This window comes from Streptomyces antarcticus (assembly GCF_026627255.1).
Taxonomy (GTDB): domain Bacteria; phylum Actinomycetota; class Actinomycetes; order Streptomycetales; family Streptomycetaceae; genus Streptomyces; species Streptomyces antarcticus.
The window spans coordinates 1-12228 of the sequence record NZ_JAPNLM010000029.1; the positions used below are offsets into that span (position 1 = coordinate 1).

Sequence of the window (12228 nt, forward strand, 5' to 3'; positions counted from 1 at the left end):
GTCCCGCCGGGGGCGGGAGGGACGCCGGGGGCGGGCCGGACGCCGCCGGGGGCCGCGGGGACCGTCGGGCTCGCCCGGCGAGAACCGTCGGGCTCGGCCCGGCGAGAACCTCCGGCGCGGTTTGTGGGGGCGGCGTCGCCGGGAGTTGTCCCAGAATTCCGCGGACCGCCGCAGGAAGCGCACTCCGGACGGCCGGTCGTCTCGCAGGGTTTCTCGAACAGCGACAGCCAACAGGGCTGTCGGAGAACCAAGTTCCCGATATCGGCCTCTCTCTGACTGCCGGCGGTTTCCCCGCCCGGACCGAACCCGAGGCGAGACCCATGCCGAATCCGAGGCCGATCCCGAGGCGGATACCGATGCCGAGCCCGAGCCCGAATCCGAGCCCGATACCCGGGACGCGGCAGACATCCGAGCCCGGGCGGATACCCGGGCCGGTGCCGGTGCCGGGGCTCGGAACAGGGCCGGTGCCGGCATCCACACCCGGGCCCGGACCGGCACCCACACCCGGGCCGGTGCCGGTACCCGGGCCAGGGCCCGCACCCACGCCCGGGCCGGGGCCCGCATCCACGTCCGGATCGGGGTTCGGGACCGTACCCCGGTCGGGGCCGGCACCCACGCCCGGGCCGGTGCCGGTACCCGGATCAGGGCCCGCATCCACGCCCGGATCGGGGCCCGGGACCGTACCCCGGTCGGGGCCCGGGCGCGTACCCGCAGCCGTACCCGCAGCCGGTCCCGGACCCGGACCCGGGCCCGGCCCGTGGGGGGCGGTGCGCCGCGGCGTGCGGGGCGCGGCGCTGGTCGCCGTGCTCACCGCCGCGGCCACCGGTGTCCTCAGCGTGGCGTCGGGCCGGCAGACGTCGGCCGGGGCCGCCCAGGAGCAGGGCCCGGCCGCGCTCCCCGCCAGCACCACGGCCGGCTCGGTCGTGCAGATCGTCGCCCACCCCGACGACGACCTGTTCTTCATGAACCCCGACCTCAGCCGCTCGCTCCTGTCCGGCACCGCCGTGACCACCGCGTACCTCACCTCAGGGGAGTCCGACGGCCGCAACGCCGCGAACGGCAAGCACCTCAAGGACCCCGAACAGCCCGCCGACCGCGCCCACTACGCGGAGGCCCGGCAGAACGGCATCCGCGCCGCGTACGCCCAGATGGCCACCGGTGACCGCACCAGCACGTGGCGCCGTACGGTCGTGCCCACCGACGGCGGCGGCCGGGCCGAGGTCGACGTCCTCATGGCGAAGCCGCAGGTCAACCTGGTGTGGCTGCAGCTGCGCGAGGCCCGCAGCACCACCGGGGACAACCCCGACAGCCTGCGCGGCCTGTGGAACGGCCGGATACCGGCGCTGGGCTCCCAGCTCGCCTCCGGCACGCCCGTCCGGGAGCCGTCCGCGTACACGAAGGACCAGGCGGTACGGGCGATAGCCGGGGTCCTGGAGCGGTACCGGCCGACGACGATCCGGATGCAGGACCCGACGCCGGGCCGGTACCCGGCGACCGGCCGCTACACCGACCACCAGGACCACATGTACGGGGCGCGCTTCGCGCAGGCCGCGGCCGCCGCGTACGCGGAGCGGGTGCGGGACCGCCCGCGGTTCACGGTCCAGAACTACCTCGGCTACCACAACGGCGCCCTCCCGCACGCGCTGGACCCGCAGACGGCCGCGACGAAGACCCGCTTCCTGAAGACGTACGCCTGGCTGGACCGCGAGAACCACTGCGGCAGCCCCTCGGGGTGCGGCGACCGTAAGGTCGCGGGCAGCCCCACCGGGCGCGACTGGGCCCAGTCGCTGCGCTACACCCGCGCCGACCACACCTCCTGGCTGACGGAGGGCACGCCGGGCCGCCTCTGGGCGTTCGCCACCCTGGACGGCCGGACCGCGTACTGGACCCGGTCCCCCGGCGGCGCGTGGACCGGGCCCGTCCTCCTCCCGGGCACGGGCATCGACCCCGGGGCCACGAGCGTCCGGCTCCCCGGCGGCCGGATCGCGGTCCTGGCCACCCGTACGGACCTCGGCGCGGGCCCGGCCGGCTACCGGCGGGAGGTGGTGTACGCCGCCCAGTCCGCGCCCGACGGGCCGTTCGGGCCGTGGCACTCGCTCGGCACCCCCGAGGCGGCCGACGAGGACGGCACCTCGGCGATCAGCGCGCCCGCGGCGGCCGCGGACGCCGACGGCCGCCTCACGGTCTACCTCCGCGACGCGGACCGCACCCTGCGCGCCGCCGTCCAGCAGCCGGACGGCGGCTTCTCGCCGTGGCGGCGCCTGGGCGGCCGGGACCTCCAGGGCGACCCGGTGACGGCGGCCGACTCCGCCGGGCGGCGCCACGTGTACGCCACCACCGCCACCTCCGTCACCGCCTGGACGCAGCGCACCCCGGACTCCCCCCTGTCCGGCCCGTTCCGGACGGGCCTGCCCGCGACGACGGTCCCGCTGTCGGCGGCCCCGGACGGCGCGGGCGTCCGGCTCTACTTCCGCCGCCCCGACTCGGGGGTCGTGCGCACCGCCCTGGTCACGGCGGGCCCGGCGGCCCCGCGGGTCTCCCACCTCGCGGAGGCGGGCGGCCGGGCCGGGTACGGCGCGGTGGGCGTGGCGGGCCGTCACCTGGCGGGCCGCGCCGGCACGGGCACCATCGGCGGCACGGACCCGGGCGGCCCGCCGGCCTGGGCGGAGTCCCGGCTGCTCTACGCGGGCGCCCCGGCGGCGGTCCTGGAACCCACCGGCGCCACGACGACGGCGGTCCTCGGCCTGGACGCACGCCTCCACGTCACGGCCACCCCCGCGGACCGCTCCCCCACCCCACCCGCCTGGCACCCGGCGACCGGCTGAAGCGGGGGCCGGCCGCGGCCCTTGCCTCAGGCCACCAGGTCCGCGTAGAGAATGATGTTGTCGGGGCGGTGGCCGTCGGTGAGGGCGCCGCCGCAGGTGATCACGCGGAGTTCGGGCCGGACGGTGTCGCCGTAGACCTTCTCGGTCGGGAACGTCTTCTTGTCGACCTGCTGCACCTCGCGCACGCGGAACTCGGCCTTCCGGCCGTCGGCGCGCTCCACCTCGACGACGTCGCCCGTGTGTACCCGGGCCACGTCCTTGAGCACCGCCGGGCCGCGCACGGTGTCGAAGTGCCCGCTCCCTGCCTCGGCGGGCATTGAAGAACGTACGGATCTTGCTTGCGGGAACGGTCCCCTCCATGTCCCAGCCGTGCGACCGCCCCCGCGTCCTTGCCGGTGACACACCTCCGGGCCGGCGGTCGGTGACCGTCGGCCCGGAGGGGTGGAACGTGCCCGGTGGGGTGTTGGGCCGCCGTTACAGCACCGGCATCATCTTGCGGAGTTCGAAGGCCGTGACCTCCGAGCGGTATTCCTCCCACTCCTGCTTCTTGTTGCGCAGGAAGAAGTCGAAGACGTGCTCGCCCAGGGTTTCCGCGACCAGTTCGCTGCGCTCCATCAGGGAGATGGCCTCCCCGAGGTTCTGCGGGAGGGGTTCGATGCCCATCGCGCGGCGTTCCGCGTCCGAGAGGGCCCAGACGTCGTCGTCGGCGCCCGCCGGGAGTTCGTAGCCCTCCTCGATGCCCTTCAGGCCGGCCGCCAGGAGGACCGCGTACGTCAGGTACGGGTTGGCGCCCGAGTCGATCGAGCGGACCTCCACGCGGGAGGAGCCCGTCTTGCCCGGCTTGTACATCGGCACGCGGATCAGGGCCGAGCGGTTGTTGTGGCCCCAGCAGATGTACGAGGGGGCCTCGCCGCCGGAGCCGGCGGTGCGGGAGGAGCCGCCCCAGATGCGCTTGTAGGAGTTGACCCACTGGTTGGTCACGGCGGCCGTCTCGGCGGCGTGCCGCAGCAGGCCCGCGATGAAGGAGCGGCCGACCTTGGAGAGCTGGTACTCGGCGCCCGACTCGTAGAACGCGTTGCGGTCGCCCTCGAAGAGGGACAGGTGCGTGTGCATGCCCGAGCCCGGGTACTCCGAGAAGGGCTTCGGCATGAACGTGGCCTGCACGCCCTGCTCCAGGGCGACCTGCTTCATGACCAGGCGGAAGGTCATGATGTTGTCGGCCGTGGACAGCGCGTCCGCGTAGCGGAGGTCGATCTCCTGCTGGCCCGGGGCGCCCTCGTGGTGGCTGAACTCCACCGAGATGCCCATCGATTCGAGCATCGTGATCGCCTGGCGGCGGAAGTCCATGCCCACGTTCTGCGGGGTGTGGTCGAAATAGCCGGAGTTGTCCGCCGGGACCGGGCGGGAGCCGTCCAGCGGCTTGTCCTTCAACAGGAAGAACTCGATCTCCGGGTGGGTGTAGAAGGTGAAGCCCAGGTCGGAGGTCTTGGCCAGGATGCGCTTGAGAACGTAGCGCGGGTCCGCGAAGGACGGCGAGCCGTCCGGCATCAGGATGTCGCAGAACATCCGGGCGGTCCCGGGGGCCTCCGCGCGCCACGGCAGTATCTGGAACGTGCTCGGGTCCGGCTTGGCGATCATGTCGGACTCGTAGACCCGGGCGAAGCCCTCGATCGCGGAGCCGTCGAAACCGATGCCCTCGTCGAAGGCCTGCTCCAGCTCGGCCGGGGCGACCGCGACGGACTTCAGGAAGCCCAGTACATCGGTGAACCACAGGCGCACGAAGCGGATGTCGCGCTCCTCGAGCGTCCGGAGGACGAATTCCTGCTGCTTGTCCATGCCTTCATCCTCGCAGTTCAGACGGCCTGTGCACCACCGCCCCGAGGGCCGGGGGCACAGAGGGGCCGGCCCAGTATCGCCAGCGGTGGTTTCCGCCACATTACGCACCCGCCAAAGCCCGCCGCACCCCCGCACTGACCGTGGACCCGTCATGAGCATTACCATCTGCGCCCATGGGGGGCCGGGAGCACACGCGGGCAGGGCGTCAGGTACGCCCCGTCCCTCGGCGTGCCTTCCTCCTGACGGCCCTCGGCCTGCTCGTCGGCGCGCTGTTCCTGTGCGCGCGCCCCGGTGAGGTGTCCGTCCCCGCGGCGGCGCCGGAGCACGGGGCGCACGCCGTCTGTACCTCCCCGTACGAACTGCCCGGCTGCTCGCCCCTCGCGCACGTCGTCCCGGCCGTGCTGCCCGTGCCCCCGCCCGCCGTCGTCCTGCACGCCGGCGGGCCGCCCGCCGCGCCCGCGGCGGCCGCGCGGGGGATGGTCAGGCCGCCGCGGGCGCTGGCGCGCGCCCCCGACCTGCATGCCCTCCAAGTGCTGCGGACCTGACGGGTCCGGTTTTCGCGTCCACCCACCCCCCTCAGCAGAAGGAACCAGGGCACATCATGGCCAGCCAGCCCCGCAGGTCCGACCGGACCTCAGACAACCAGTCCCGCCAGGCGCGCATAGCCCAGATGCGCCGGGCCGACAAAGCGCGCGACCGGCGCAACAAGGCCATCGCGATCACCGCCTCCGCCGCCGTCGTCGTCGGACTCGTCGGCTTCGGATCGTGGGTGCTGATCGACCGGCAGGAGGCGCAGCAGCGCGAGCAGGACAAGGCCGCCGCCGCCCGCAAGGCGCCGGTCGACGGCGAGCAGACCTGGGAGGCCAAGAACCTCGGCCGCAACCACGTCGAGACCCCGGTGAAGTACGAGATGAACCCGCCGGTGGGCGGCGACCACCACCCCCGCTGGATGAACTGCAACGGCGACGTCTACAAGAACCCGCTGCCCGAGGTGAACGCCGTGCACTCGCTGGAGCACGGCGCGGTCTGGGTCACGTACAACGAGAAGGCCGCCAAGGGCGACGTGGACAAACTCGCCGAGACGGTGGCCAAGACCCCGTACACGCTGATGAGCCCGGTCAAGGAGCAGGCCGGCGCGATCATGCTCAGCGCGTGGGGCAAGCAGCTCACGGTGGAGAAGGCGGACGACCCCCGGGTGGCGCAGTTCTTCACCAAGTACGTGCAGGGCCCGCAGACCCCCGAGCCGGGCGCCGCCTGCACGAGCGGGCTGGCGGACAAGTGAGCCGTAGGCCGCGCACGTACTGGGCGGCCGGCACCGCCGTCCTGCTCGCGCTGCTGTTCGCGGCGGCGGCCACGGTGGCCGCCGCGAGCGGTGACCCGGACACGGCGGACCGTACGCCGGCGCTGCACTCGGCGGACGCCGGTTTCGCCCGGGACATGGCGGTGCACCACCAGCAGGCGGTGGAGATGTCCTTCGTCGTCCGGGACCGCACCCAGGACGAGGCGGTGCGCACCCTCGCCTACGACATCGCCAACACGCAGGCCAACCAGCGGGGCATGCTCCTGGGCTGGCTGGACCTGTGGGAACTGCCGAAGGTGGTGGCGGGCGAGCCGCCGATGACGTGGATGGCGCCGTCCGAAGGCTCGGGCGGGCACGGCGGGCACGGCGGGCACGGGGCGGCCAAGCCCGGCGCCCTGATGTCCGGCATGGCCACGAAGGAGGAGATCGCGCAGCTGGGCGCCGCCTCGGGGCGGGACGCCGAGGTTCTCTACCTCCAGCTGATGACCGACCACCACGTGGGCGGCGTCGCGATGGCCCGGGGCTGCGCCGACCAGTGCGTGACGCCGGCCGAGCGGGACCTGGCCCGGGGCATGGTGGCGGCGCAGCAGTCCGAGCTCACCCTGATGGCGGACATGCTGAAGCAGCGCGGGGCCGCGCCGCGCGGGTGACGGGACACGCCCGTACGGTGAGGGGAGGACATCCTCTCCCCCGTACGGGCGTACGCACGCACGCCGCGCGCCGCCCCAGGAGGGGGAGGGCGCGCCGGGACCGGCGCGCCCGCGCCCGGGGCCACCAGACACCAGATCAAGCGGCTGCCGGTGATCTAGGACGACAAGTCCGGCGGCATGATCCGCGAGGCCGATCCGGCCGAGCACCTGACGGACGCGCGGACAGCGGGCTGGGCGGAGAACGTCTACGCCCGGGACTGATCCGCGGCGTGCCGGACCGCCCGCGCCACCTGGTCCGGGCGGTCCAGCATGACCAGGTGCCCGGACGGCTCGGCGACCTCGAAGCGGGCGCCGATCCGGTCGGCGAGCGCGGCCTGCCGGGACAGCCAGCCGAGCGCGCCCCGGCCCGGGGAGCCGTCGTGGCCCACGAGCACGGTGGCGGGCGCGGTCAGCGGGTGCGCGGCGCGCAGGGCCGGGAGTTCGGCGGCCATGTCCGGGTAGCGGGAGTTCTCCAGCAGGGCCCCGCGCCAGACGCGGCCGGTGCGGTAGCAGCGGCGTACGAGGTCCCGCGCGGCCGGGTCGCCGCCGCCGGTCCGCGAGAGCCGTACGGTGGCCCGCCGGGCGGCGGGCCCCAGCGCGGCGGGCAGTCCGGCGGCGGTCGCGACCCGCCCCAGCGTGCGGGCGGCGCCGGTGCGCAGGGCGGCGGGCAGCACGGTACGGGGGTCTTCCTCGACGCTGGAGTCGAGCAGCACCAGGGCGGCGGTGCGGTCCGGGTACAGCCGGGCGAAGGCCTCGGCGTGGAACCCGGCGAGGGAGTGCCCGGCGACGGTGACGGGGCCGGGCAGCCCCAGTGCGTCCAGCAGGGCGGCGATCCGGTGGGCCTCCCCGGCGGTGGTCGGCGCGGTGCGCGCCGGGCCGCTCAGGCCGTGCCCGGGGCGGTCGAAGCGGACGACGGTGCGCCCGGCGGCGACCAGCGGGGCGGCGACCGGGTCCCAGTCGAACCAGGCCATGGCGAGCCCGGCGCTGAGCACGCAGACGGGTCCCCGGCCCTCGACGACCACGTGCAGCGGGACCCCGTCCACCCGGACGAAGCGGCCGCCCCGCGCGGGGCCGGTCACGTACGGCGCTCCTGGTGGACGGAGTACGCGAGCAGCCCCAGCCAGAGGGCCACCAGCAGCACCTGCGTGCGCTGGCCGGCGCCGAGGGCCCAGGTCCCGTGCCCGGCGGTGAACATCGCTATGGCGGTCAGGGTCCAGGCGGTGGCGAGCAGTTCGAGGATGACGAGAGCGGGCCCGTAGCGGGCGAGCGGGGCGAACCAGCCGTAGCGGCGCGCGGCGACGGTGAGGGCGACGATCCCGACGAGGGCGCCGCACATGGCGAGGCTGCTGCTGATGGCGTGGGCCTGATGGGTGGCGGGAACCAGCCCGGCGGTCTCGCGGGCGGCGCACTCGGGGTCGACGGTGGGCGTGCAGCTCAGCGGCAGCCACGCGTCGGCGGCGGTGGCCGCGCCGAACAGGGTGATCCCGGCCCAGCCGAGGACGGCCCACGGGCGGCGGGACTCCGCGTACCGCACCAGCCGGAGCAGGGCGAACAGGCCGCCGGCGAACGCGAGCAGGCCGGCGACGAAGTCGGTGGCCCGGAAGAGGCCGCCGAGCGGCTGGTTCTGGGCGGCGAGCTCGCTGACGTACGTCTGGATGGGGTTGAGACCGGTGGAGAGGACGACTTCGAGGACCCACGCGGTGTAGGCGGCGGCGCCGAGTCCGATGAGCAGCGCGACCGGCCAGGCGGTCCGCCGAGAGAGGCCGTGTGGGGACATCGTGTGACTGATCCTATGCAGACGCGGGGTCGGTCCTGCGGTCAGATACCCACCCCGGGTAGGGTACCGATCATGAAGCGCGGAGCCCGGCGAGCCGCCCCCTGGCGCCGCCTGCTGCTGCTCGCCGCGCTGCTGCTCGGCATCGTCACCATGCACACCCTGGGTCGTCCGGCTGAGTCCCACGCCATGGAAGACGGCCCCGCGGCCCACTCCGTTGCCCCGGCGGCCCCATCCGGCCCGTCCGCCCACCGTGAGCCTCACCACTCCGAGCCGGCGCCGGGGCCCTTGCGAGCCGGGACCGGACCGGCCGCGGCGGCGGCCCACGCGGCGCCGTGAACCACGGCGGCGGCGCCGCCGACACCCCCGCCCCGGCGGGGCCCGCAAGGACACCGGCGTCGTCCTGCCGCACGGAAGGCTGACCGCGGACTTCGACGCGGACAACCCGGGCCTGTGGACGATGCATCGCCACGACGTCTGCCACTCCGAGTCCGGGATGATGACGGTGCTCGACTACCGGCCCTGACGCCGGCCGTACGGTACCGGTCAGGCTCCGGCCGGGCCCGTACCGTACGGAAATCACGTGGACGCGGTGCGGCGGCGTGGGACTCTTACGGAGATCACGACAGCCGCGACAGAAGGACGTCTCCGCCGGTATGAGCACTCCGCCGAATCCGCCCAGCAACCCGACCGGCCCGCCGACGGAGCCGGACGGTACGCCGATACCCGAAGCGGCCTCCATACCGGCGCCGCCCGCGCGGACGCTGTCGTTCGACAAGACCCCGTCCCCGGAGCAGGCCCCGGCCGCCCCCGGGACCCCGGCGGACGCCACCCCGGCCGACGCCCCCGCCGCCCCCGCCCGGGACGATGCCGCCGCCGCGCCGTCCACTCAGGACGCGCCGCCCGCCCAGGACGCGCCGCCCGCCCAGGACGCCTCCGGTGCCGCCCCCGCGCCCGCCGACGCGCCCGCGTTCGGCCCGGCCCCCTCCGCGTTCGCGCCGCCCACCCCGCCCGCGGCCCCGGCCCCGCCGCCGTTCGGCGCGGCCCCCGGCGGCCCCGGGGCCCCCGCGGGTCCCGGCGGCGGCAACCCCTGGGCGCAGCCCGGCCCGGGCTACGGGTACGGCGACGGGGCCGGGTACGTCCAGAGCCCGCCGACGGCCAACGGGATGGCCGTCGCCTCCCTGGTCCTCGGCATCGCCGGCGTCCTGCTCGGCCTCGTCCCGCTGTTCTTCTGGGTCGGCGGCCTCCTCGCCGCCACCGGCCTGGGCCTCGGCATCGGCGCCCTCGTCCGCGCCTCCAACGGCGCCCCGCGCAAGACGATGTCCATCATCGGCACCGTCCTGGGCGTCCTCGGCCTCGGCGCGTCCGTCGGCGGGTTCTTCCTGACCGCGTACGTCGTGGGACGGGCCTCCGACAGCATCGAGCGCAGCGTCGAGCGCGAGCAGCGCGAACTGGACGAGCTCTACCCCGAGGACGACGCGTGGCCGTCGCAGTCGGCGTCCCCGTCGCCCTCCCAGGTCCCCGGCCTGGACACCGCGCTGCCGTTCGGCGAGTCGTTCACGTACGAGGACGGCGTCAAGGTGAGCCTCTCGGGGCTGAAGAAGTACAAGCCGGAGACGCTGTACGGCCAGGAGAAGGTGAAGAACGCGGTCCAGATGACCGTCACCATCACCAACGGCTCGACGAAGCCGCACGAGGTGGTCTACGCCGTGCCCAACGTCCGCGACGACAAGGGCATGACCGCCAAGCTCCTCTTCGACGGCACCGTGCCGAAGATGATCAGCGGCACGATCCTGCCGGGCGCCTCCGCCAGCGGGATCGTGGCGTTCGAGGTCCCCGAGGGAACCAAGAGCGTCAGCGCGGACATCTCCGCGGGCACCCTGCTCGACGACGTGCAGTACGCCGGTCCGATCGGCTGAGCCGACCCCGGAAAGGGCGGGGCCCAGGACATCGCGTCAGAAAGACGATTAGACTGGGCCCCGTGCCTCAACTACGCCTCGCTCTGAATCAGATCGACTCGCACGTTGGCAACATCGCCGCCAATGCCGACTCGGTCGTCCACTGGACCCGGCACTCCGCCGAGCAGGGCGCCCATCTGGTGGCGTTCCCGGAAATGATGCTGACCGGGTACCCCGTCGAGGACCTCGCACTGCGCGGGTCCTTCGTCGACGCGTCCCGCACCGCGCTGCGCGAGCTCGCCGAGCGCCTCGCGGCCGAGGGCTTCGGCGAGCTGCCGGTCATCGTCGGCTACCTCGACCGCACCGAGCAGGCCGTCCCCCGGCTCGGCAAACCGGCCGGCTCGCCGGAGAACGCGGCGGCCGTCCTGCACCGCGGGCGGGTGGCGCTCCGGTTCGCCAAGCACCACCTCCCCAACTACGGCGTCTTCGACGAGTTCCGGTACTTCGTGCCGGGCGACACCCAGCCGGTCATCCGGGTCCGCGGGGTGGACGTGGCCCTGGCCATCTGCGAGGACCTGTGGCAGGACGGCGGCCGCGTCCCGGCCACCCGCTCCGCCGGGGCCGGGCTGCTGATCTCGATCAACGCCTCCCCCTACGAGCGCGACAAGGACGACCTGCGCCTCGACCTGGTCCGCAGGCGGGCCCGGGAGGCCGGCTGCACCCTCGCCTACCTGGCCATGATCGGCGGCCAGGACGAGCTGGTCTTCGACGGCGACTCGATCGTCGTGGACGCCTCCGGCGAGGTCCTGGCCCGCGCCCCGCAGTTCTCCGAGGGCTGCGTGCTCGTCGACCTCGACCTGCCGGCGGCCCGCGCCGACGCCCCCGAGGGCGTGGTGGACGACTGCCTGCGCATCGACCGCGTGATCCTCTCCGAGGAGCCCGTGGAGCCGTACGAGCCGGTGGTGGCCGGCGGCTACGCCGACCGTCTCGACGACGACGAGGAGGTCTACGACGCGCTGGTCGTGGGCCTGCGCGCGTACGTCCGCAAGAACGGGTTCCGTTCCGTCCTGATCGGGCTCTCCGGGGGCATCGACTCCGCGCTCGTCGCCGCCATCGCCTGCGACGCCGTCGGCGCGCAGAACGTGTACGGCGTCTCCATGCCCTCGAAGTACTCCTCGGAGCACTCCAAGGGCGACGCCGCCGACCTCGCCGACCGCACCGGTCTGAACTTCCGGACCGTGCCGATCGCGCCGATGTTCGACGCGTACATGGGCTCCCTGGGCCTCACCGGCCTCGCCGAGGAGAACCTCCAGGCCCGGCTGCGCGGCACCCTGCTGATGGCGCTCTCCAACCAGGAGGGCCACATCGTGCTGGCCCCGGGCAACAAGTCCGAGCTGGCCGTCGGCTACTCCACCCTGTACGGCGACTCGGTGGGCGCGTACGGCCCGATCAAGGACGTCTACAAGACGGACGTCTTCCGGCTCGCCGCGTACCGCAACCGGGCCGCGGCGAGAGGCGGGGAGATCCCGCCGATCCCGGAGAACTCGATCGTGAAGCCGCCGAGCGCCGAGCTGCGCCCGGGCCAGGTGGACACGGACTCGCTGCCGGACTACCCGGTGCTCGACGCGGTCCTGGCGATGTACGTGGACCGCGACCAGGGCCTGGACGCCATCGTCGCGGCCGGCTTCGACCCGGAGATGGTCGCCGGGACGCTGCGGATGGTGGACGCCGCCGAGTACAAGCGGCGCCAGTACCCGCCGGGCACCAAGATCTCCGCGAAGGGCTTCGGCAAGGACCGCCGGCTGCCCATCACCAACGGCTGGCGCGAGCAGGCGTAACACCACGGGAAAGGGGCCCGGCCGCTCCCTGGGGGCGGTCTCCAGCAGCCGGGCCCTTTTCGCGTGCG

At 74.3% G+C, this 12228-nt stretch carries 11 protein-coding genes and 1 pseudogene; 8 read left to right on the forward strand and 4 right to left on the reverse strand.

All coding sequences use genetic code 11. The features are described from left to right. Window positions 1-767: 767 nt before the first annotated feature. Window positions 768-2825, forward strand: a complete 2058-nt coding sequence (locus OTB16_RS32050) for a PIG-L family deacetylase (RefSeq protein ID WP_267725272.1) — start codon at window positions 768-770, stop codon at window positions 2823-2825. Between the two features lie 26 nt (window positions 2826-2851). Here the strand turns inward: OTB16_RS32050 and OTB16_RS32055 are convergent, their stop codons facing one another. Continuing rightward, window positions 2852-3142 carry a sortase domain-containing protein gene (locus OTB16_RS32055; RefSeq protein WP_324290905.1) on the reverse strand — a complete coding sequence of 97 codons (291 nt, stop codon included), beginning with the start codon at window positions 3140-3142 and terminating at the stop codon, window positions 2852-2854. Between the two features lie 157 nt (window positions 3143-3299). Then, window positions 3300-4661: a type I glutamate--ammonia ligase gene (gene glnA, locus OTB16_RS32060; RefSeq protein ID WP_073914665.1), complete on the reverse strand. Its 1362-nt coding sequence runs from the start codon at window positions 4659-4661 to the stop codon at window positions 3300-3302. Window positions 4662-4834: 173 nt separating this feature from the next. Between glnA and OTB16_RS32065 the strand changes: the two genes are divergently transcribed. The 3 genes from OTB16_RS32065 to OTB16_RS32075 are packed head-to-tail and all read left to right on the forward strand — an operon-like array spanning window position 4835 to window position 6611. Then, window positions 4835-5206 carry a hypothetical protein gene (locus tag OTB16_RS32065; RefSeq protein ID WP_267725275.1) on the forward strand — a complete coding sequence of 124 codons (372 nt, stop codon included), beginning with the start codon at window positions 4835-4837 and terminating at the stop codon, window positions 5204-5206. Window positions 5207-5262: 56 nt separating this feature from the next. Further along, a complete protein-coding gene (locus tag OTB16_RS32070; RefSeq protein WP_267725277.1) occupies window positions 5263-5943 on the forward strand; it encodes a DUF3105 domain-containing protein in 681 nt (226 codons plus the stop codon). After that, window positions 5940-6611 carry a DUF305 domain-containing protein gene (locus OTB16_RS32075; protein ID WP_267725279.1) on the forward strand — a complete coding sequence of 224 codons (672 nt, stop codon included), beginning with the start codon at window positions 5940-5942 and terminating at the stop codon, window positions 6609-6611. Before OTB16_RS32070 ends, OTB16_RS32075 begins: the two co-directional genes overlap by 4 nt. A 245-nt stretch (window positions 6612-6856) precedes the next feature. Here OTB16_RS32075 and OTB16_RS32085 read toward each other — a convergent pair whose 3' ends face one another. Both OTB16_RS32085 and OTB16_RS32090 read right to left on the reverse strand, forming a co-directional pair. Continuing rightward, the gene (locus OTB16_RS32085) at window positions 6857-7729 is read right to left on the reverse strand and encodes an alpha/beta fold hydrolase (protein WP_267725281.1); all 873 of its coding nucleotides are present in this window, start codon (window positions 7727-7729) and stop codon (window positions 6857-6859) included. Next, window positions 7726-8427, reverse strand: coding sequence for a DUF998 domain-containing protein (locus tag OTB16_RS32090; protein ID WP_267725282.1), 702 nt, complete (start codon window positions 8425-8427; stop codon window positions 7726-7728). Before OTB16_RS32090 ends, OTB16_RS32085 begins: the two co-directional genes overlap by 4 nt. 72 nt (window positions 8428-8499) lie before the next feature. On the opposite strand from OTB16_RS32090, the gene OTB16_RS32095 reads away from it, so the two are divergent. The 4 genes and pseudogenes from OTB16_RS32095 to OTB16_RS32110 all read left to right on the forward strand — a co-directional run bounded on the left by OTB16_RS32095 (window position 8500) and on the right by OTB16_RS32110 (window position 12160). Continuing rightward, a complete protein-coding gene (locus OTB16_RS32095) occupies window positions 8500-8763 on the forward strand; it encodes a hypothetical protein (protein WP_267725427.1) in 264 nt (87 codons plus the stop codon). A gap of 34 nt (window positions 8764-8797) precedes the next feature. Further along, window positions 8798-8950: pseudogene (locus OTB16_RS32100) on the forward strand (multicopper oxidase domain-containing protein); the annotation flags it as partial. Window positions 8951-9080: 130 nt separating this feature from the next. Continuing rightward, window positions 9081-10343 carry a DUF4190 domain-containing protein gene (locus tag OTB16_RS32105; RefSeq protein WP_267725283.1) on the forward strand — a complete coding sequence of 421 codons (1263 nt, stop codon included), beginning with the start codon at window positions 9081-9083 and terminating at the stop codon, window positions 10341-10343. A 62-nt stretch (window positions 10344-10405) separates the two neighbouring features. After that, window positions 10406-12160: an NAD+ synthase gene (locus OTB16_RS32110; protein WP_267725284.1), complete on the forward strand. Its 1755-nt coding sequence runs from the start codon at window positions 10406-10408 to the stop codon at window positions 12158-12160. Window positions 12161-12228: the final 68 nt, after the last annotated feature.

What these genes read in the sequence shown, in the direction of transcription:
- OTB16_RS32055 (WP_324290905.1), bottom strand. Translation starts at nt 3,142, where the DNA reads ATGCCCGCCGAGGCAGGGAGCGGGCACTTCGACACCGTGCGCGGCCCG.
- glnA (WP_073914665.1), bottom strand. Translation starts at nt 4,661, where the DNA reads ATGGACAAGCAGCAGGAATTCGTCCTCCGGACGCTCGAGGAGCGCGAC.
- OTB16_RS32065 (WP_267725275.1), top strand. Translation starts at nt 4,835, where the DNA reads ATGGGGGGCCGGGAGCACACGCGGGCAGGGCGTCAGGTACGCCCCGTC.
- OTB16_RS32070 (WP_267725277.1), top strand. Translation starts at nt 5,263, where the DNA reads ATGGCCAGCCAGCCCCGCAGGTCCGACCGGACCTCAGACAACCAGTCC.
- OTB16_RS32090 (WP_267725282.1), bottom strand. Translation starts at nt 8,427, where the DNA reads ATGTCCCCACACGGCCTCTCTCGGCGGACCGCCTGGCCGGTCGCGCTG.
- OTB16_RS32095 (WP_267725427.1), top strand. Translation starts at nt 8,500, where the DNA reads ATGAAGCGCGGAGCCCGGCGAGCCGCCCCCTGGCGCCGCCTGCTGCTG.
- OTB16_RS32105 (WP_267725283.1), top strand. Translation starts at nt 9,081, where the DNA reads ATGAGCACTCCGCCGAATCCGCCCAGCAACCCGACCGGCCCGCCGACG.